Genomic DNA, 17,952 nt, shown 5'->3' with positions numbered 1-17,952 from the left:
CCGGCAAACGGGTTCTCGCCGCCCTTCATGGCGTCCAGATGAAGGGCGCGAGTGCGCTCCGCAATGGTGACGCGCCGTGCACAGATCGCGCGATGGATCGCCGTCGCCCATACCGGCCGGCCGGCGGATGGTGCGAGCGGCGCATCGGATACGCCCTACCCGTCCGCCAACGCGCCGGCGCGCACCGCCATCCGCACCAACTCGGACAGGCTGGCGGCTTCCATTTTAGTCATCACGTTGGCCCGGTGGACCTCCACCGTGCGCGGGCTGAGCCCGAGATCATAGGCGATGGTCTTGTTGGGATGGCCGGCGAGCAGCCCGTCCAGCACCTGCCGCTCACGCGGCGACAACGACTGGAGGCGCCCCTGTATCCGGGCGGTGTCGCCGTCCGGTCCCCCCTGGTGGTTGCAGCGTTCCAGCGCTGTGTGGATCGCTTCGAGCAGGATCTCGTCGTCGAAGGGCTTCTCGACCAGGTCGACGGCGCCCTCCTTCATCGCCTGCACGGCCAGCGGCACGTCGGCATGGCCGGTCATGATGACCACCGGCAGCATCACGCCGAGCCCCTTCAGCCGGCGTTGCAGCTCCAACCCGTCGATCCCCGGCATGCGCACGTCGCTGACGATGCAGCCGGGCTGCAGTCCCTCCAGTGAGGCAAGGAAGGCGGTCGCCGAATCGTAGACACGCACCGCCAGCCCGGCCGTCGCCAGCAGGAAGGCCAGCGACTGGCGCACATCCGCATCGTCGTCGATGACGTGCACGACGGCATTACTCGCCATCCTCGGCCTCCTTCATCCGGGCGCTGCGCAGGGTGAGCCGGAAGATCGTGCCGCCGTCCGGGTTCGGCTCGGCCCACAGATGCCCGCCATGCGCCTCGATGATGGTGCGCGAGATCGACAGGCCGACGCCCATTCCCTGCGCCTTGCTGGTCACGAAGGGCTGGAAGAGATGCTCGGCCACATCCGCGGCGATCCCCGTGCCCGTGTCGGTCACGTCCACCCGCACCATCTCGTCCTCGCCGAGCGACGTGACGACGACCAGTTCGCGGCGCGGCGTCTCCTGCATCGCCTCCACCGCATTGCGGATGAGGTTCAGGAGAACCTGCTGCACCTGCACCTTGTCGGCCAGCACCAGCGCAGCTGCCGGTGCGAAGTCGAAGGACACCCGCACGCCGGTCTCCTTCGCCCCCACCAGCGCCAGCGCGCTGGCCTCCTCGATCAGCGTCGGCAGGTTCTCGATCCGCCGCTCGCTTTCGCGCCGCGCCACGAAATCCCGCAGCCGGCGGATGATCTGCCCGGCCCGCAGCGCCTGGTCCGCGGCGCGGTCGATGGCGTCGCGCACGGTGGGCAGGTTGTCGGCATCGCCGCCGTCGAGCAGCCGGCGCGCACCCTTCAGGTAGTTCGCCGCCGCCGTCAGCGGCTGGTTCAGCTCGTGCGCCAGCGTCGAGGCCATCTCGCCGAGGGCGGTATAGCGCGACATGTGGATGACCTCCGCCTGCAGCTCCTGCAGGCGCCGCTGGGTGTTCTGGCGTTCGGTCAGGTCGCGCACGAAGCCGGTGAACAGGCGGTTCTCGCCGCTCTGCATCTCGCCGACCGACAATTCCATGGGAAAGGTCGAGCCGTCCTTGCGGGCGCCGACGACGACCCGGCCGATGCCGATGATCCGCCGCTCCCCGGTGGCGAGGTATCGGGCGAGATACTGGTCGTGCTGCTCGCGATAGGGCGACGGCATCAGCATGCTGATGTTGCGGCCGATGACCTCGTCGGGCCGATGGCCGAACAGCCGCTCGGCGGTGGCGCTGAAGGACTGCATGATGCCGGCCGTATCGATGACGATCATCGCATCGGGCACTGTGTCGAGCACCAGTTGCAGGCGGGCCTCGCGCTCGGCCAGCTCGGTCAAAGCGCGGCGGGTGGTGGTGATGTCGCGCGCCACCTTCGAGGCGCCGACCAGGCGGCCGGCCGCGTCCCACACCGGCGAGACGGTGAGCGAGACGTCGATGATCTGCCCGTCGGCGCGGCGCCGCCGGGTCTCGAAATGCTCGACCCGCTCGCCGCGGTGTAGCCGCTCCATGAAGACGCGTTCCTCGTCCTCCTGTCCCTCGGGCAAGAGCATGGTGATCGGCTGGCCGACGATCTGCGCCGCGCTGTAACCGAAGATCGCCTCCGCGCCGCGATTCCAGTCGGTGACGAGGCCGTCCAGCGACTTGCCGATGATCGCCACGTCCGCCGAGGCGACGATCGCCGCGAGACGGTTGTTGGCGTTCTCGGCCGCCTTGCGCGAGGTGATGTCGGCGAGGACGCCATGGATCGCGGAGCCTCCGCCCACCTCCTCGATGGCGCGGCCGCGCAGCCGCAGCCATTCCTCCCTGCCGCTCGCCGCCATCGATCGCACGTCGATGTCGATGCCGAAGGGCACGGCAGCGCCGAACGCCTGCTCGGCAATGGCGCGGTCCTCGGGGTGGAGACGGGCCAGAAGCGCCGTCAACGGCTGGACGTCGACGCCGGTCTTGAAGCGCTCGGCGGCAATCTGCGAGAGGCTGATGGTGCCGGCAACCGGATCGAACCGCCACGTGCCGACGCCCGCCGCCTGGAGCGCCCGCAGGGCATTCTCCGCGTTCCCGCAGGTGATCCGCGGTTCTGGCTCGATATCGGATTCCATGGACAGATCGCGGCCGGCAGGTGCTGGAGGTTGTATCCCTCGTCGATGTCCGACACTTCCACCGTGCCGGCCCCGTGGTCAAGTTGCGGGATTATCCCGGCCGCTTGCAATTGGCCGCAGCCTGCACCGATCACTTCGCTGAGGGCACGCGCTGGCGCGCGTCGTCCGGCGTCTTGAGCCCCATGCGGGCGGCGAGTTCGCGGTCGATCCGCCGCACGTCCGCCTCGCGGCAGAGCTCCGTTCCCGGAGTCAGTAGCGCCGCCACGCCGGCGGCGGAAGCGAGGCAGGCGGCGTTTGCCAGCGGCCGGCCCTGCGAAAGCGCGAGCACGAAGGCGCCGACGAAACTGTCACCGGCCCCGACTGCGCTCTGCGGCTCCACGCTGACGGGCGGGATCCGCAGGAGGCCCGACGCCGAGGCGATGACGGCACCTTCGGACCCGAGGGTCAGGGCGACGATCTCGGCCGCTCCCCGCCGGACCATGTCGAGGGCCGCCTGTTCCTGTCCCTGCCGGTCGGCAGGCGCCACGCCCGTCAGTTCGCAGAACTCGCGCTGGTTCGGCTTGGCGAGGAACACGCCTTCCGACAGGGCCGCAGCCAGCGCCGCACCCGACGTGTCGACCACGCAGCGGGCGCCGCGTCGTTTCGCCTGCGACGCGACGCGCGCATAGAAATCGGTCGGCACGCCCGGCGGCAGGCTGCCACTGGCCACGACGAAACCGCCGGGCACCAGATCGGCATCAACCGCGTCGAGACAGGCTCGCCATTCGGCTTCGCCAAGCTCGGGTCCCGGCATGACGAGCCGGTACTGGGCGGTCGTGTCGGTTTCCGCGAGGGTGATGTTCAGCCGGGTTTCGCCGGCAATGGCGATGGCCCGGGTCTCCAGCCCCTCGCCGGCGAGGCGCTCCCTGTACGCTTGCCCCATGGTCCCGCCGGCGGTGAGAATCGCGCGGGACCCGCCGCCCAGCGCACCGATCACCCGGGCGACATTGACCCCGCCGCCGCCCGGATCGAGGCGCGCCGGCCCGCAGCGCAGCTTGGCCTCGGGCAGCAGCCGGTCGACCGAGGTCGTCAGGTCGAGCGCGGGGTTCATGGTCAGGGTGACGATCACGGCAACGCCCTCTTTTCGCATGCACGAGCTGTAGCGGGCGACCGCATCCGTGCCTTGCGGTCGATCAAGCACGATCCGTGCCTTGCGGTCGATCAAGCACGGCCCGCCACCGCAAGCCTTGCCGCCCTCTTGCGCGAGATCAAGGCAAGCGCGTCGAGCGTTTGGCTAATGGATCGAATGGCGTGGCAGGGGGCGGTGGCCGATGACGGTGCCGGAGCACCTCGCATGAGGAAAGAAAAGCGGTTGATCCTTCTGGTCGACGACGATCTGGCAGTGCGTGAATCCCTCAAATTCGCGCTGGAACTGGACGATCTCTCCGTGAGCCTCTGCGGCACCGGCGAGGAATTGCTGCTGCACGACGATCTCGGCGCCGCCTGCTGCCTCGTCCTCGACTACCAGATGCCCGGCATGGACGGCCTCGACGTGCTCGATGCCCTGCGGGCGAAAGGGCTGACGCTGCCCATCATCCTGATCACCGGCCATGCCACCGAAACCCTGCGTCGCCGCGCCCGGAAGGCCGGCGTCATGCAGCTTCTGGAAAAGCCGCTCGTCGACAGTGCCCTTCTCGACAGCATTCGTCATGCCATCCGCCTCCGCCGCAACCAGGGCGCCGCCCGGCCCCACTGACCGCACCGCACGACCGGCCGCAATCAGGCGGCGAGGCCTGGAACGCCGAGGGTGGCGCGCAGGCCTCCTTCGTCGCGATTGGCCAGTGACAGCGTACCGCCGAGCCGCTCGGCACATTGCGCGACGATGCTGAGCCCCAGTCCCGATCCGACGGAGACGCGGTTCCGGCCACGAAAGAAGCGTTCGGTCGCACGGGCGAGTTCGTCCTCCGGCAGGCCGGGCCCCTCGTCCTCGACGAGGATCACCTCGCCCCTCAGCGCGATACGGACCGTCCCTCCCTCGGGCGAATGGTTGACCGCGTTCTCCACCAGATTGCGCAGGGCGAGCGCGAGCAAGGTCGGATTCGCCGATATCTGGATGTCCGAAAGCGACGCATCGAGATCGAGCCGCCCGCCCTTCGCCGTCAGCCGTGCCGCCTGATCGGTCAGGAGATCGGCAAGCATGTCGCGCAGCCCCACCGGCTTCGGCGCACCGTCGACATCGACGCATTCCGCCTCGGCACTTGCCAGAAGCTGCTGCACCAGCCGCGACGTCCGGTCGACGGCGGTGGTTATCTGCGTCAGCGCAACGTCGCGCACCGCCGCATCCGGGCTGCGCGTGGCGATCTCGGCCTGGGTCTTGAGCCCGGCCAGCGGCGTGCGCAATTCGTGGGCGGCATAGGCAAGGAACTGCCGCTCGCTGCGGCGGGCCCGGCCCACCCGGTCGAACAGCCCGTTGAGCGCGCCCACCATCGGGCGGATTTCCGTCACGGTTCCTTCTGCCGGAAGCGGATGCAGTTCGTCGGCGCTGCGCTCGGCCAGAGTGCCGGCCAGTTCGTCAAGCGGGCGCATGCCACGCTGCACGGCGAACCAGATGATCAGCGCCAGCGCCGGCGCGATCAGGATCATCGGCAGGAGCAGGCCCGTCACCATGTCACGCACCAGCCGCGCCCGCACTTCCAGACTGTCGCCGACCAGCACCTCCACCCCTGTCTCGGCGCTGCGCACGGCGAAGACGCGCCAGGTCTCGCCATCGATCTGCCGCTCCGCGAAGCCCGATCCATGGTCCGACAGCCGCTGCTGCGGGGCGCCGTCCGACCGGCCGAGCAGCGAGCCGGACAGCGACCAGATCTGGCACGACAATTGCCGTTCGTAGCTCTGCCCGGCCTGGGTGAAGGCGGGCAGGTCCGAGGTTCCCAACTCGGCGGCGGCGGCCATGTCGATCTGCCGGCTGCCGACCAGCGAGGACACCATGCGCGCCGCCTCCATCAGCCGGGCGTCGAGCACCTCTTCCACCTCCGCCCGCGTGCTGGCGTAGATCCAGGCCGTCGCCGACAGCCAGATGAATCCGGTGGAGACCAGAAGCAGGACGAACAGCCGGCCCTTCAGCGACGCCCTCATGAATCGGCCCTGCGCAACCGGTAGCCGACCCCGCGCAGCGTCTCGATGAAACGGCTGCCGAACTTGGCGCGCAGCTTGTGGACATGCACCTCCACGGCGTTGCTCTCGACGCCCTCGTCGAAGCCGTAGAGCTTGTCCTCGAGCTGGCTGCGCGACAGGATCGCGCCGGGATGCTGGATCAGCGCGTGGAGGACGGCGAATTCGCGCCGCGACAGGCGGATCTCCACGCCGTCCTGCGTCGCCACCATGGCGGCCGGATCCACCCGCACCCCCTCCCATTCGAGGAAGGGCTCGGCGCGTGTGGTCCCCCGGCGGATCAGCGCCCGCAGCCGTGCCGCCACCTCGTCCAGCGCGAAGGGCTTGCCCAGATGATCGTCGGCGCCGCCGTCGAGACCGCGGATCCGGTCCGGCAGCGCATCGAGCGCGGTCAGGAGCAGCACCGGCGTGGTGTCGCCGCGCTGGCGCATGGCCGCGAGAATGTCATGGCCCGATCCGTCCGGCAGCATCACGTCGAGCACCACGGCGTCGAAGCCTCCGACGGCCAGCGCCGCCTCCGCATCGCGGCAGCAATCGGTGAGGTCGGAGGTGAATCCGCTCATTCCCAGTCCGACCTTCAGGCCGTTCCCCAGGATCTCGTCGTCCTCGACGATCAGAATGCGCATGCCTGCTCCGTTGCGGTTCTGCCACGGCGGCGATCCTGCCGATCCAGCTTAAGGCTGCCTTAAGCTTGGCGACCGACCACCCGGTCTGACGAGGCGCCCTACGCCTTACAGCATTTCAGGAACAGACCGCATGATCCAAACCGTCCCCCGCGCCGTCGCGATTGCCCTCCTCGGACTGGCGCTGGGCGCCTGCTCCACCAGCGGCGAACCGACCCAGCAGCTCGCCTACGCCCAGCCCAAGCCGCCGGTCGATCCGCGCGTTGCCGAGATGTACGGGCCGGTGCTGGACGATGGCTGGCAGATTCCCGCCGTTGCCCCCACCGCGATGGAATCCCGCAACATTCGCCAGATCGTCGATTACGACACCCGCGAGCCGGCGGGCACGGTCGTCGTCGATCCGTATCAGCGCTTCCTGTATCTCGTCATGGAGAACGGCAAGGCGATGCGCTACGGCGTCGGTGTCGGCAAGGCGGGGCTGGAATTCACCGGCGAGGCGCTGATCCAGCGCAAGGCGGCCTGGCCGCGCTGGACCCCGACCCAGGACATGATCAAGCGCGAGCCGGAGAAATACGGCGGCGAGCTGCGCAACGGCATGAAGGGCGGCATCGAGAACCCGCTTGGCGCCCGCGCGCTCTATCTCTTCAAGGACGGCCGCGACACGCTCTACCGCATCCACGGCACCAACCAGGAATGGTCGATCGGCAAGGCCGTGTCGTCGGGCTGCATCCGCATGCTCAACCAGGACGTCATCGACCTGAACCGGCGCGTGCCGCCCAAGACCCGCGTCGTGGTGCTCGGCCCCGAGTCCGCACCGCAGGTCGCCGACACCGACAGGGACCCTGCCGCATGACCCGTCCCAGCCTCGACCGCCGCCATCTGATGGCGGCGCTCCTCGCCACCGGCACGGTCTCGCTGTTGCCGCGCGCAGCGAACGCGGCGCTGGCCGACCCGATGTCGCCGGAGGCGGTGCTGTTCGACCCTCAGATCCCGGTCCTCGGCAATCCGAAGGGCGACGTGACCATCGCCGAATTCTTCGACTACCAGTGCCCCTACTGCAAGAAGGCGCATCCCGACGTCGCCCGCCTCGTGCGCGAGGACGGCAACATTCGCCACGTCATGAAGGACTGGCCAGTCTTTGGCCCGGCCTCGGTGCTGGCCGCCCGGCTGACCCTGGCTGCCGGCAAGCACTACCCCAAGGCACAAGCCGCGCTGATGGCGACGCCCGGACACCTGACGCCCGACCAGGTCGAGGACATCCTCGCCCGGGCCGGCTTCGACGTCGCAGCCCTGAAGCGGGCCTATGAGGCCGACCGGGCACGCATCGAGGGCATCCTCCAGCGCAACAACCAGCAGGCCGAGGGTTTCGGGCTGATGGGCACGCCGGCCTATCTGGTCGGCACGGTGCTCTTCCCCGGCGTCGTCGACCCGGCCGACATGAAACGCGCCGTCGCCGCCGCCCGCACGCGCTGAAGCATGGCCGGGCCCGGCAGGCGATCTGCCGGGCCGCCCGCGCCTCCTCAGTCGCGGGCGTGACGCTTGTCGAAATCCCAGACCCGCTCGAAGCCGATCATCCGATTGAACTTTTCGAAGCTGTAGAGATCGTCCTTGCCGGCCGAGGCGCCGGTCGCGACGAGGTCGCCATAGGCCCGCTCCAGGGCCTTGGCGGTGGACAGGAAACCGATGGCCGGGAAAATGGCGAGGCTGAAGCCGAGTTCGCCGAGGCGCCGGGCGTCGAGCACCGGCGTGCGACCGCCTTCGACCATGTTGGCGACCAGCGGCTTGTGCGGGAACCGCTCGCCGATCAGCCGCAGCTCGTCCTCGCTCTCCGGCGATTCGACGAACAGGATGTCCGCCCCCGCCGCGTCATAGGCGGCCATGCGGTCCAGCGCCTCGTCGAGCCCCTGATCGGAGCGCGCATCGGTGCGGGCGATGATCAGGAAGTCGTCGCTCTGGCGGGCCTCCACCGCGACACGGATCTTGTCGGCCATCTCCTGCTTCGGCACCACCGGCCGGTTGGGCGTGTGGCCGCACTTCTTGGGAAACACCTGGTCCTCGAGCTGGATCGCCGACGCCCCGGCCCGCTCGTATTCCTTCACCGTCATGTCGACGTTCAGGAGGCCGCCATAGCCGGTGTCGCCATCGGCCACGAGCGGAATGCCCGCCTCCCGCGCGGCGCGGCCCATCACGGCGACCCGGTCGACCATGTCGCGGAAGGAGGCCAGCCCGGCGTCCGGAATGCCGAGATGCGATGCCACGGTCCCGTATCCGGTCATGTAGAGTATTCTCGCCTTGGCGCTGATCGCGAGATGGGTCGAGATCATGTCGTAGATGCCGGGGGCGACGACGCAGCCGGGCTCGGCGAGAATGGATTTGAGACTGGACGACATGGGCGGCCTGCTCCTCCTGGATACAACAGGCTATCAAAAAGGCATATAACGCGGCATGACGCAAATCCTTGTATACAGAAAGCGGAATTGATGGCGGAGAACGAGACCCTCGGCGCGGCCGACGAAGCCTACCGGTTCATTCGGGACGGTATTGTTTCCAATCGCTTCCCGGAGGGATCTCGCCTGGCGGAGGAGGAACTGGCGCGGCTGTCGGGCCTCAGCCGGACGCCAGTCCGCGAGGCCATCCGGCGGCTGGCCGCGGAAGGTTTCGCCGTCACCAAGGCGCGCTCCAGCGCCACCGTCGCGTCCTGGGACGGCGACAAGGTTGCCGGCCTGTTCGGCACAAGGGCGGTTCTGGAGAGCTATGGCTGCGCGCTGGCGGTCCGGCGGGTCACGGCGTCCGATATCCGTGGCCTAGAGGCCATGTGCGGCGCCATGGAGGATCTGCTCGCGGGCAGCGAAAGCGATTTCCTGCAGACCTTCTCGCAAGCCAATACCGCCTTCCATGTCCGCCTGCTGGAACTGTCGGGAAACGAACACCTTCTGAGCGTCGCGGCGCCGATGATCGATCTGGCGCTGATCATGCGGACCTACCGCAAGTTCTCGCCGGACCAGATCCGGCGCAGCTGCAGCGACCACCGCGAGATCGTCGCCGCCCTCTCCCTCGGCGACGCCCAATGGGCCGAGGCGATCATGAAGGCGCATATCCTGTCGTCGGTGGTGATCGCGACGACGCCTGCGCGGTGATGCCAGGCGCGGCGGAGCGGAAGCGTTAGACCGTGGCGGACGGTCGACGCTGCCGCGTCTTGCGCCGGCAGATCCGCCAAAGGCTGCGAACCAATGCCGATCGCAGCGCAGGACACCCGGTAGCGGCTTGCACCATGCGCAGCCAGCGGCGGAGATCGCGCTAGAACGACCTTCGTTGCGCCCATACCGACAAGCGCCCCCGGTAAGCCCGGAAGGTCGTTGCTGGCTTGAGAGATGTTTGGAAAGAAGATTTGGTGGGTGATGTAGGGTTCGAACCTACGACCCGCTGATTAAGAGATAGCTGGTAAGGGGTGTCAGTAGGGTTCAGCTCTACCCTCGCGTCGCCTTAAATGCCCTAATATACCGAGTGTATAGAGATATTCTCGGGCCTGCCTGCAACGGTAAACTTTTTTGGCGGTGACCTAGGCGTGACCTGAAACGCCCATGGTGCTAACCGTCAGGTCACGCTATCCGTTTCGCAGGTCACGCTAATGCCCACTGAGATCCTTGACGGCAACACCATCCGTAAAGCGGTCCGCACCGCCAGCGACGGCGAAAGCGAGATCTACCGGGACGCGACGATGCCCGGCCTCGCGATCCGCGTGCAGTCGGGAGCCGCGGCTTGGTACCTGATCACGCGAGCCAAAAAGATTGCCATCGGCCCGCTGTCGGCATTCGGCGCGGCGGATATCCCGGAGCTGCGCAATTTGGTCGCTCGCGCTCGTGGCATGCTCACCGAGGGCAACGACCCTTCAGCAATGCTCAAGGCGTCCGTCGCCCACCGCTCCGTCGACGCCTCGACAGCCCAGGCGGCGGCCGCGTCGGGAACCGTCATGAGGTGGGAAGGCATGCGCGACGCCTACCTCGCTTGGTGCAAGGGCCACCGTTCGCCAGACACACATCGAGGCTACCGCTCCGCCCTCGGTGCGGTCCCAGGCTCGCCACTTGAGGCGGACTTCAAGGCGATCGCCGGGCGCCCAGTGACGCTGATCACCACGCACGACCTCAGGCTCGTCCGGAACTCCGTCCTCGGACGCGGCAACGTGGACGGGAAGCAGGTGTCGAACTCGAACCAGGCGCGGTTGTCGGTCGCAGCTATGAAGGCGGTGTTCGGCTGGGCCGTCGAGAACTCCGAGATCACAGGACTGACCCAGAACCCCTCGACTGAACTGAAACGCGCTCCGATGTCGTCCGTCAGCGCGTATGACGAGCCGGATGAGTCCGAGGCTCCGCGAGCACTGACGCTCGAGGAACTCGGTATGCTGGTCATCGGGCTGGAGGCAGCGAGGAATCACGCTGCGCGGCTTGCTGTCCTGCTCCAGATGATGACGGGGCAGCGGCGGATGACCATCGTGCGTGCCCGACGTCGGGCCTTCTTGGACCACCCAACCTACGGGATGATCTGGAAAATCGGACCGGATAAGTCAAAGAAGTATCGCGTCCTGCCGCTTCCGGACCTCGCCGCCAGTGCAGTCCGGACGGCGCAGGCATACGGCCGATCTGGCAACGTCTGGCTTTTCCCTCAGCAGCGTCTGCGACGGAAAGAAGACCCTGGCACGGGTCACATGTCCGAACGGATGCTGAACGAGGTGATGGAGGAACTGCGCGCGCCCGGCGGCCCCTTGGAGTCCGCGCCGTGGGCGGCGACGCACGATCTGCGGCGGGCGTTTGTGACGCACATGCGACCGCGGGCGACTATCCTCGGCCTCGGCAAGGACGCCGTGCCGATGATCACCCGGGCAGACGAGGGCCGCGAGGGCCTCGACGAGACCGTATATGACCAAGATCCGGCCCTCCCGGCGAAAGCGATGATGCTGGAGGAGTGGGATCGCCTGATCAAGGAGGGCTGCGCCCGGGCGGAGGCCCGGCTCCAGCGGCCCTAGTGTCTCGTCTCGCCAAAGCCGTCGATCATCGCAAGCGCTTCCTCCACCGACATTGCCGGCCCCCGGCGCGCCTCGTCGACGGCGGCAGTGATCCGGTCCGCCAGCTCACCGACGGACGTCCAGCCCTCGATATCCCGCTGCCTCTGCGCCCGGCTCTCCTCGATCAGCCGACGCGCCCGCTCTCTGGCATCATCGAGCAAAGCCTGACGTTCAGCGCGAGACTCCCTTTCCTGCTTCGAGTTGCAGGAAACCCGGCGGGTCATCGGGATCCTCCCCCCGAGTGACGATCCAACTCGACGACGAGTCCGGGATCCCAGTCGGACCTCTCGTGCGAGTAGCCCCGAGGATTGCAGACGACCCGGGTGTCAGAGACCCTATAGTCGTGCGCCGAATGGACGTGACCGTGCACCCACAGGTCGGGCCGACCCACTTCGATCACCGGGGTAAGATCCGAAACGAAAGCAGGGTTCAGTAGGCTCTCATGGAACTCGGACGACACGCTGCGCGGATGCGGTGCGTGGTGCGTCACGACGACTGTGGGTCCTTCAAATGGCGTGGCGAGCGCCTCTTCAATATACGTCCTGCTCCGCTGGTGCATCGCTCGCGCGTCATTCGGCGTCCAACGGCGGACCAGGCCTCCCCCGTCACCGACGCGTACGGCGTAGTGATCCGCAAGCAGCCGCTCAGCGATGTCCATCGAATGTCCGATCTCCAGATCCGCCTCGCGGCCGACCTTGCCCGCCACGTTCAGCGCGTAATCGGTCCAGAGTGTCGCCCCTACGAAGCGCACCTCGTCGAGGACAACGCTGCTGTCGTCGAGCAAATGCACGCCATCGACGGGATGAGCGTGCGCCATCGCGCGGCCGTGCGCGACGGAGTTCCCGTAGAACTCGTGATTCCCCGCGACGAAGATGACGGGCATATGGTACCCGATGCACTGGCTCAGCCAGCGCATCGAACCGAGCACCGGGTCGGTCACGTCGCCGGCGCAGACGCATACGTCTGCCTCCGGGATCACGAGATCCATGCCGCCGGCGCCGATATGAAGGTCGGACAGGATCCAAATACGCATCGTCAGACCTCCGAGTGTTCGTCGCAGCGCACAGCGATCCAGCCGCCCGTGCGCTTGCGCCCAGGGGCTCCGCAGACCTCGCACGTCCGCTGCGCCTCCTCGTCGGCGGCGTCGACCATTTCCTCGATGTCCTCACCGCCGTTGTGGTAGCAGCGAAGTCCGCCGAACTTTTCCTTGATCTGCGAAACCCGGAAGGACCCACGATCCTCCGGTGCGAGCGTGGCGTCGATGCGCTCGAGCAGGCGAGCGACCAGCGGCATCCAGCCCGGAGGCGTCGAGACATCAAATGCCTGCTGGAGCATCTCAGGGAACCGCTCGCGCAGGCCCGCCGGATCATCGGTATGGATATTATCGGACATCAGGATGTCTCCTTTTCACAGGGTGTCGATGCACCCGGAGAGAGACCGGATGCCGTCAGCGCGCGCGTATGCGTGGTCGTATGTCGATCATCGCGGTAATGCCGTTGTCTTGACCCCAGACACGTCCGGCACTCCGAGGCGGTACCAGCCCTGCTCGGTAAGCACGAATGTGAGGTCCCGCGTATTGAGAAGGACGCGCCCTGTCCGACCAGTGATGAGTTCCGGCCTTCCTGCCGACTGCCAAGCGCCGACGATCTCGTTGTCCACGCGCGGCTCGAATCGCCATTCATCGATCACCGGCGCGGACGCGAGGACAGCGTCAGACGGTCGTCCGAAACCTGCGATCTCCCGGATCGCGCGCGAGATCAGCTCGTAGCGATCTGCGTCGGCCAGGAGCCGAGCGCGCTGCTCATCCGTGATGTCGAACGGCTTCATTTCGAGCCCTCCACAATGCGGGCGCCGAGCGCGTCGGCTACGGACTGGAGAGGAGTGCCGAGGCGGTACCAGCGCGACTGGGTGCGCCCGACGCCCGCCCTGACGGAGAGCGCCAGTAGAGGTGACGTTTTCGTCCATCCAGTTCCCAGCAACGGGTGGTCACCGACCTCCCCCTCCATGTTGACCACTCCACGGGTGCCGAACCGGTAGAGGTCGATGAGCGGCGCTCCCATGGATTCGAGCAGATCCGGTGACGGCCATCCGTGCTGAAGGGTCTCCCGGAGGTCAGAGCAGAGGCTCTCGTAACGCGCGAGCGTTCGCCTCACGTCAGCTCGTTCGCGAGCCGTCATCGGCGTCCGGCTCATCGTCCGGCCTCTGGAGGGAGCGGGAGCGGCCACGGCTCTTGTAGCCGAACATAGCTGCCGTCGAGGCGACGCGCCCACGTGCCGTCTGTCGCGTAAGCCTCGATCTCGATCGACATGATGTGGCCGCCGTCATCAATGCCCAGGATGCATGGGCATCCGCCGACCGGCGCGATGCTCCAGCGCCGCAGCACCGGGCAGTCGTCCGTCAGCCGCGGCCTGGGTCCGCTTTCTTCGGCATCGTACAAAGCAGTGCGGTCAGCCAACGCGCGGATGTCGAGCTGGCGGCGCTGAGGGAACGGGATTGGGCGGGAATCGTCGCCGTGCGACATGCGGATCTCCTCTCAAGATACTGCACACCGCGGAAGTGCGGTGGCGGCTGACGGGTCAGCTACGTATCGAGATGGTGTCCTTGTGCATGTCGGTCTCCGGTTGCGTCGGTAACAGGTAGCGGGCCGACGGCGCGGCGTCGAGGACCCTGCCGGTCGGGGACGCCGGCAGGGTTAACGAGGAGCGATCGTCAGAAGGGGCAATCTTCGTCTGGCGCGCTGATGGCCCCCGGGGTGGGATACTTAATGTCGGTGATGCCAGGTTCCGGCTGAGTCCGTGCAGCCGGTTCGCTCCCAGGCAAGAACGCCGGGCGCCGGGGCCGCGTCGGTTGCGGAGCCGGCTCAACCGCTGACTCGTCGAAGAGCGGGCGGTATCCCGCCAAGTCGTAAGGGCTCAAGTGCAACAGGCGCTCGAGGAACTCCGTCGTTGCGGCGTACCAGCCGAGCGACACCGTCCGCATGTCGTCGTCGCACCGGTACGAGAGCCGGATCTCGAGGCGCTTGGTGCCGGGCCATGCGTATCGTTTGAGCTCCTCCGCGGCGATCTTCGCATCCGACAGTCGACCGAGACGGACGTCGAACTCGATGACGTTCGCGCCTTCGAACCGAGCGATTCTGTCTGCGACGATTGCCGCCGCTTTTTCCACCCGAGCGGTACGCTGCTCAGCTCGCGTTGGACCTTTCGGGAGCGGCTTCATGCGCCTTTTGCGGTCCGGGTTCTTGTAGTCCGCTACCCGCTGCTGCCTGGCGACCTCCGCCGCCTTCTCGATATCGCCAGCTTCGTGGATGCCGATGATATCTGGAAGAGCGAGAAGGTCGGGCTCCTCGATCTCTTCCATCGCCCAAGAATACGCCGCGCGATGCGGGCCCTCTGCGCGGATCAGGCGGAGCAGCTTGGATCCGCGGCACATCCGGCGGTTCACCTCCGGCGTAAGCGGGATCTCTGTCAACGCCTCCTGAAGAGCGACGAGCCAAGCCCGAAACAGGTACGGGGCCATCGCAACGCGCTTGTGCTTCCACGCCAGCATCTGAGCCCTGTTCCAGACATGTGAGTCGACGCGCAGCCACGGGTCGTCCGGAGCGCCAATGTGCGCGCGGGCGTGGGCCGAGATACCGTTTGTCTTCGCCTTGTGCAGATCGTCCGGGCGCATCGTCACCCGCAGGCGATAAGCCATGATGGGAGCCCCCTTTCCGACCCGGCGGCGAGGCGTCAGGTACTCGACAGCGAATGCGCGAACGCCGCGCCGGGATGCCTCCTCAATGTCCGTGCGGTCGCGCCCGCCGCGCTTGCCGGCAAGGTCCTCCACGGCGCGCGTCAGTGCGGTTGTCAGGCGGGACATGACAATGGGCCGCTCGTCATAGCCGATGATCCTTGCCGCCTCCTCGGGAGTGTATTCGATTTCGTGGACCGGCGCGTCGGGGTTCCAATGCACCTGGGCGAAGCGCAGAGCGAGATGGCGGTAGAGGAAAGTCCCGTAGCGTGTCGCCATACTTGCGAGCGCTCGGAGCTCGAGCTGCGAATATGAACGTTGACTGGTCAGGAGCCGCCAGATGGGCGCGGGCAACATGAACGTCACGTAATCGGCGTCCGCCTGGGTCTCTTGCCGTCCCACGAGCATCGGAACGTCTGCGCACGTCCGCCCCCCGGGGAAGCCGTACGAGATCTCTGTGCGACGGAGGGCGCGGAGGGATTTGAGGACCTGCTTCCGGCGCGCTGTCGGACCGAGGGCAACCAGCAGGTCCCGCATCGCGACCTGGATCTCCCGCCCAATGATCTCACGCTCGTACCCGGCGACCGCAGCCTTGACCGCGGCGTCATAGGCTGACGACAGGAGGATCTCGTGAATAGCCCAGTCCTGCGCGGTCAGCCGTGTGCCGCCTGACACGGTGATGTAATCCAGCATCTCGGCCGGTCGGGGCGAGGACGGCGCAACGTGGGCGAAGGACTCCTGACTATCGAAGGCTTCGCTAAGGCATCCGCGGGTCCGCGGGATAAAAAGCCCGCTCTCGCGCTTGCCGACGACGCCGCCCTCGGCCTCGACCAAAGCGACCGCCCCGCTCTCGAGCCGAGCGTACTGCGTTGTCATTCTGCGTTTTCGCCCAAACGCCCTGATCGCCATGTCCGCCTCCATTCCCCATTCGGTCGCACGCGCCTTGTCGGCCCTGATTGAATGCTGAGGGCAGACTCCGCACGGAGCAAGCGGCTCGCGTGAGGTACGCGATAAATTGGAATCCATGCCGTGAGATGCGCGATCAAACGGCCCTCGTTTTCGGAGGGCATTCGAGGCTTTGTCCACTTTCTGTGCCGACGATACTAAGTATGAGACAATGACGGGCTCCGCCGATGGATTTCCGGCCGTCGCCGACGGATGGTTGACCGTCCGCTTCGCCCGAGGAGCTGAGTCATCTGTGAGACGTGAGATTAAATGGCGCTCTCACCGTGCGATCTGCGATTAAATCCCTCGCGAAAACGCTTGCCTGCCGGGCCTCCGTCAACTTTTTCCCAGCCCGATACTAAGTATGAGTCAACCATGGCCCCGCCTGTAGGATTCCGCCCCGGCTAGGAGTCTTCGGCTCGCGCCGTTGGGATCCGTCGCGCGAGCCAGCCGACAGCCGCTCCGTGAGGGTCTCTCGAAAGCCGTTCCGCTTCGCGGGGTATGGTCAAGGCGTAGGAGAGATAAGCGACACGCCCTTCCCGCAAGCGTCGAGCGATCGCTACGCGTCAGTCATCCCCCGGATGTCCGTCGACCCCGTACCCACGCAGTAGCCGACGCTCGCGGTTGAAGGTCTCCATGCGCTCGGCGCGGGAGCCCACCCCTGGAGGGGAATGGGGATCCCAGCTCGCGCGTTGGCCGACGCTCGCGCGAGGGGTCTCTTCCGGGTGAGAAGCCCTGCACTACGCGCCGACAATTCCGTGTTTTACATGTCAAACATCGCTTGTGAGTTTTCCGTCGGCGGAGCACGATTGAACTACGGCGAGGGAGACACCGCGATGACAACCGATCAGCAGACCGCAGCCATGGCCGGACTCTACAAGGCGCTAGCTGCCCAAGAAGGCCGACCGAAATCCGTGCGCGAGATGTCCGTCGAGGACCGCGCCACGTACAACCGTGAGGCTCAGCGCAGGCACCGCGAACGGAAGCGGGCTTCGGCCGAAGCCGGCCGACCGGAGGCGACGGACGACGGGATCCGAACCGCCCTCGCCGACGCCGCGATCCTCCTCCTCGCCGTCGGCGGACCCGGCGCCGACGCGATCGAGCGGGCGGTGCGGACCGCGTTCCCGGGACGGTCTGGCGTCGCCCCGACGACGCGCTTGCGGGCCCAGGCCGGAACGCTGCGGCCACGCATGTTGACTCCCGAACGTCTCTCTATGCCTAAACCCTGATCCACACGTCGCCGTCGTTTCTTGCAGGCCCATCCGACAAGCTCATGCCTCACGCGGTGAGCGGGATGACAGGGCTATGGTGACGAGACATGCGGAAGAGCAGCGGAGGTACAGGGCACGGCTGCGTGAACGTGCGAAGGCCGGGGCAACCGGTTCCCGCGGCGCGCCCGAAACGCGGATCGTCGTTCAAGGACTGGCCGTCGCCGTGCGGCGTCTGGCTGAGGCTGTGCGCAAGGCTCCAGACGGCCCGGAAGCCTTTGTCTACGAGCGGCTAATGCGAACGGCTCACAGGCATCTTACCCGGCAAGGATTCGATGCTGCCGAGTCCTACACGAGGCTATCTCATTACACGCTGCCGGACGACGCCAAGGCACGCCGTCGACGGGCCGACGCGGAGCGCCGTTTCTGGGCATCCGGAGACCGTGCGGATTGACGTTCGCGCCCATTACTCCCGTCATGCGGTGAGCACCGCCGGCAGATCACGCGGTGTCGGCATCTTGCACCGCCAGCGGGCCTCCCATGACCACACATGGAATGTGCCGATGTGACGGCGCGCTTG

Annotated in this window: 19 protein-coding genes; 6 read left to right on the top strand and 13 right to left on the bottom strand. The window is 67.1% G+C overall.

The annotated features are described in order from the left end of the window. Window positions 1-155: 155 nt before the first annotated feature. The 3 genes from fixJ to H9Q09_RS10355 all read right to left on the bottom strand — a co-directional run bounded on the left by fixJ (window position 156) and on the right by H9Q09_RS10355 (window position 3,766). On the bottom strand, window positions 156-776 hold the full coding sequence (gene fixJ / locus H9Q09_RS10365) for a response regulator FixJ (RefSeq protein ID WP_187390959.1): 621 nt from the start codon (window positions 774-776) through the stop codon (window positions 156-158). Next, on the bottom strand, window positions 766-2,658 hold the full coding sequence (locus tag H9Q09_RS10360; protein ID WP_187390958.1) for a PAS domain S-box protein: 1,893 nt from the start codon (window positions 2,656-2,658) through the stop codon (window positions 766-768). Before H9Q09_RS10360 ends, fixJ begins: the two co-directional genes overlap by 11 nt. A gap of 130 nt (window positions 2,659-2,788) precedes the next feature. Continuing rightward, window positions 2,789-3,766 (bottom strand): 1-phosphofructokinase family hexose kinase, encoded by a 978-nt coding sequence (locus H9Q09_RS10355; RefSeq protein ID WP_348646294.1) that lies wholly within the window; start codon window positions 3,764-3,766, stop codon window positions 2,789-2,791. Between the two features lie 225 nt (window positions 3,767-3,991). Here H9Q09_RS10355 and H9Q09_RS10350 point away from each other — a divergent pair, with 225 nt between their 5' ends. Then, the gene (locus H9Q09_RS10350) at window positions 3,992-4,393 is read left to right on the top strand and encodes a response regulator (protein ID WP_187390957.1); all 402 of its coding nucleotides are present in this window, start codon (window positions 3,992-3,994) and stop codon (window positions 4,391-4,393) included. A gap of 23 nt (window positions 4,394-4,416) precedes the next feature. On the opposite strand, the gene H9Q09_RS10345 is transcribed toward H9Q09_RS10350, so the two are convergent. Both H9Q09_RS10345 and H9Q09_RS10340 read right to left on the bottom strand, forming a co-directional pair. After that, window positions 4,417-5,772, bottom strand: coding sequence for an ATP-binding protein (locus tag H9Q09_RS10345; protein WP_187390956.1), 1,356 nt, complete (start codon window positions 5,770-5,772; stop codon window positions 4,417-4,419). Continuing rightward, entirely contained in the window at window positions 5,769-6,434 is a 666-nt protein-coding gene (locus H9Q09_RS10340; RefSeq protein WP_187390955.1) for a response regulator transcription factor, read from the bottom strand. Before H9Q09_RS10340 ends, H9Q09_RS10345 begins: the two co-directional genes overlap by 4 nt. Window positions 6,435-6,564: 130 nt before the next feature. Here H9Q09_RS10340 and H9Q09_RS10335 point away from each other — a divergent pair, with 130 nt between their 5' ends. Both H9Q09_RS10335 and H9Q09_RS10330 read left to right on the top strand, forming a co-directional pair. After that, the gene (locus H9Q09_RS10335) at window positions 6,565-7,284 is read left to right on the top strand and encodes a L,D-transpeptidase (protein ID WP_187390954.1); all 720 of its coding nucleotides are present in this window, start codon (window positions 6,565-6,567) and stop codon (window positions 7,282-7,284) included. Next, window positions 7,281-7,904, top strand: coding sequence for a DsbA family protein (locus H9Q09_RS10330; RefSeq protein ID WP_187390953.1), 624 nt, complete (start codon window positions 7,281-7,283; stop codon window positions 7,902-7,904). Before H9Q09_RS10335 ends, H9Q09_RS10330 begins: the two co-directional genes overlap by 4 nt. Window positions 7,905-7,951: 47 nt before the next feature. Here the strand turns inward: H9Q09_RS10330 and H9Q09_RS10325 are convergent, their stop codons facing one another. Next, the gene (locus H9Q09_RS10325; protein ID WP_187390952.1) at window positions 7,952-8,821 is read right to left on the bottom strand and encodes an isocitrate lyase/PEP mutase family protein; all 870 of its coding nucleotides are present in this window, start codon (window positions 8,819-8,821) and stop codon (window positions 7,952-7,954) included. A 90-nt stretch (window positions 8,822-8,911) separates the two neighbouring features. Between H9Q09_RS10325 and H9Q09_RS10320 the strand changes: the two genes are divergently transcribed. After that, on the top strand, window positions 8,912-9,568 hold the full coding sequence (locus tag H9Q09_RS10320) for a GntR family transcriptional regulator (protein ID WP_246716091.1): 657 nt from the start codon (window positions 8,912-8,914) through the stop codon (window positions 9,566-9,568). A gap of 491 nt (window positions 9,569-10,059) precedes the next feature. Then, window positions 10,060-11,451 (top strand): integrase family protein, encoded by a 1,392-nt coding sequence (locus H9Q09_RS10315; RefSeq protein WP_187390950.1) that lies wholly within the window; start codon window positions 10,060-10,062, stop codon window positions 11,449-11,451. Here H9Q09_RS10315 and H9Q09_RS10310 read toward each other — a convergent pair. From H9Q09_RS10310 to H9Q09_RS10280, 7 genes are all read right to left on the bottom strand, one after another. Then, entirely contained in the window at window positions 11,448-11,714 is a 267-nt protein-coding gene (locus H9Q09_RS10310; protein WP_187390949.1) for a hypothetical protein, read from the bottom strand. The two genes, H9Q09_RS10315 and H9Q09_RS10310, sit on opposite strands and share 4 nt — an antisense overlap. Beyond that, a complete protein-coding gene (locus tag H9Q09_RS10305) occupies window positions 11,711-12,523 on the bottom strand; it encodes a metallophosphoesterase (protein ID WP_187390948.1) in 813 nt (270 codons plus the stop codon). The genes H9Q09_RS10310 and H9Q09_RS10305 overlap by 4 nt, the downstream gene beginning before the upstream one ends. 2 nt (window positions 12,524-12,525) lie before the next feature. Continuing rightward, the gene (locus tag H9Q09_RS10300) at window positions 12,526-12,882 is read right to left on the bottom strand and encodes a hypothetical protein (protein WP_187390947.1); all 357 of its coding nucleotides are present in this window, start codon (window positions 12,880-12,882) and stop codon (window positions 12,526-12,528) included. A gap of 87 nt (window positions 12,883-12,969) precedes the next feature. Beyond that, window positions 12,970-13,317 carry a hypothetical protein gene (locus H9Q09_RS10295; RefSeq protein ID WP_187390946.1) on the bottom strand — a complete coding sequence of 116 codons (348 nt, stop codon included), beginning with the start codon at window positions 13,315-13,317 and terminating at the stop codon, window positions 12,970-12,972. Further along, on the bottom strand, window positions 13,314-13,682 hold the full coding sequence (locus H9Q09_RS10290) for a DUF6634 family protein (protein ID WP_187390945.1): 369 nt from the start codon (window positions 13,680-13,682) through the stop codon (window positions 13,314-13,316). The genes H9Q09_RS10295 and H9Q09_RS10290 overlap by 4 nt, the downstream gene beginning before the upstream one ends. Continuing rightward, a complete protein-coding gene (locus tag H9Q09_RS10285; protein WP_187390944.1) occupies window positions 13,679-14,011 on the bottom strand; it encodes a hypothetical protein in 333 nt (110 codons plus the stop codon). Before H9Q09_RS10285 ends, H9Q09_RS10290 begins: the two co-directional genes overlap by 4 nt. 188 nt (window positions 14,012-14,199) lie before the next feature. Continuing rightward, window positions 14,200-16,128, bottom strand: a complete 1,929-nt coding sequence (locus H9Q09_RS10280; RefSeq protein ID WP_187390943.1) for a hypothetical protein — start codon at window positions 16,126-16,128, stop codon at window positions 14,200-14,202. 872 nt (window positions 16,129-17,000) lie between these two features. On the opposite strand from H9Q09_RS10280, the gene H9Q09_RS10275 reads away from it, so the two are divergent. Further along, window positions 17,001-17,393, top strand: coding sequence for a hypothetical protein (locus tag H9Q09_RS10275; protein WP_187390942.1), 393 nt, complete (start codon window positions 17,001-17,003; stop codon window positions 17,391-17,393). The last annotated feature ends 559 nt before the right edge of the window (window positions 17,394-17,952 follow it).

Origin of the sequence: Aurantimonas sp. DM33-3 (assembly GCF_014334315.1) — a bacterium.
Taxonomy (GTDB): Bacteria; Pseudomonadota; Alphaproteobacteria; order Rhizobiales; family Rhizobiaceae; genus Aurantimonas; species Aurantimonas coralicida.
This window is presented reverse-complemented; position numbering and strand designations above follow the sequence as displayed.

Bases quoted from the DNA above. Each gene is read 5' to 3' on its own strand.
- H9Q09_RS10305 (WP_187390948.1), bottom strand. From the start codon at position 12,523: ATGCGTATTTGGATCCTGTCCGACCTTCATATCGGCGCCGGCGGCATG.
- H9Q09_RS10345 (WP_187390956.1), bottom strand. From the start codon at position 5,772: ATGAGGGCGTCGCTGAAGGGCCGGCTGTTCGTCCTGCTTCTGGTCTCC.
- fixJ (WP_187390959.1), bottom strand. From the start codon at position 776: ATGGCGAGTAATGCCGTCGTGCACGTCATCGACGACGATGCGGATGTG.
- H9Q09_RS10315 (WP_187390950.1), top strand. From the start codon at position 10,060: ATGCCCACTGAGATCCTTGACGGCAACACCATCCGTAAAGCGGTCCGC.
- H9Q09_RS10280 (WP_187390943.1), bottom strand. From the start codon at position 16,128: ATGGCGATCAGGGCGTTTGGGCGAAAACGCAGAATGACAACGCAGTAC.
- H9Q09_RS10320 (WP_246716091.1), top strand. From the start codon at position 8,912: ATGGCGGAGAACGAGACCCTCGGCGCGGCCGACGAAGCCTACCGGTTC.
- H9Q09_RS10360 (WP_187390958.1), bottom strand. From the start codon at position 2,658: ATGGAATCCGATATCGAGCCAGAACCGCGGATCACCTGCGGGAACGCG.
- H9Q09_RS10330 (WP_187390953.1), top strand. From the start codon at position 7,281: ATGACCCGTCCCAGCCTCGACCGCCGCCATCTGATGGCGGCGCTCCTC.
- H9Q09_RS10285 (WP_187390944.1), bottom strand. From the start codon at position 14,011: ATGTCGCACGGCGACGATTCCCGCCCAATCCCGTTCCCTCAGCGCCGC.
- H9Q09_RS10325 (WP_187390952.1), bottom strand. From the start codon at position 8,821: ATGTCGTCCAGTCTCAAATCCATTCTCGCCGAGCCCGGCTGCGTCGTC.
- H9Q09_RS10275 (WP_187390942.1), top strand. From the start codon at position 17,001: ATGACAACCGATCAGCAGACCGCAGCCATGGCCGGACTCTACAAGGCG.
- H9Q09_RS10295 (WP_187390946.1), bottom strand. From the start codon at position 13,317: ATGAAGCCGTTCGACATCACGGATGAGCAGCGCGCTCGGCTCCTGGCC.
- H9Q09_RS10350 (WP_187390957.1), top strand. From the start codon at position 3,992: ATGAGGAAAGAAAAGCGGTTGATCCTTCTGGTCGACGACGATCTGGCA.
- H9Q09_RS10290 (WP_187390945.1), bottom strand. From the start codon at position 13,682: ATGAGCCGGACGCCGATGACGGCTCGCGAACGAGCTGACGTGAGGCGA.
- H9Q09_RS10310 (WP_187390949.1), bottom strand. From the start codon at position 11,714: ATGACCCGCCGGGTTTCCTGCAACTCGAAGCAGGAAAGGGAGTCTCGC.
- H9Q09_RS10300 (WP_187390947.1), bottom strand. From the start codon at position 12,882: ATGTCCGATAATATCCATACCGATGATCCGGCGGGCCTGCGCGAGCGG.
- H9Q09_RS10335 (WP_187390954.1), top strand. From the start codon at position 6,565: ATGATCCAAACCGTCCCCCGCGCCGTCGCGATTGCCCTCCTCGGACTG.
- H9Q09_RS10340 (WP_187390955.1), bottom strand. From the start codon at position 6,434: ATGCGCATTCTGATCGTCGAGGACGACGAGATCCTGGGGAACGGCCTG.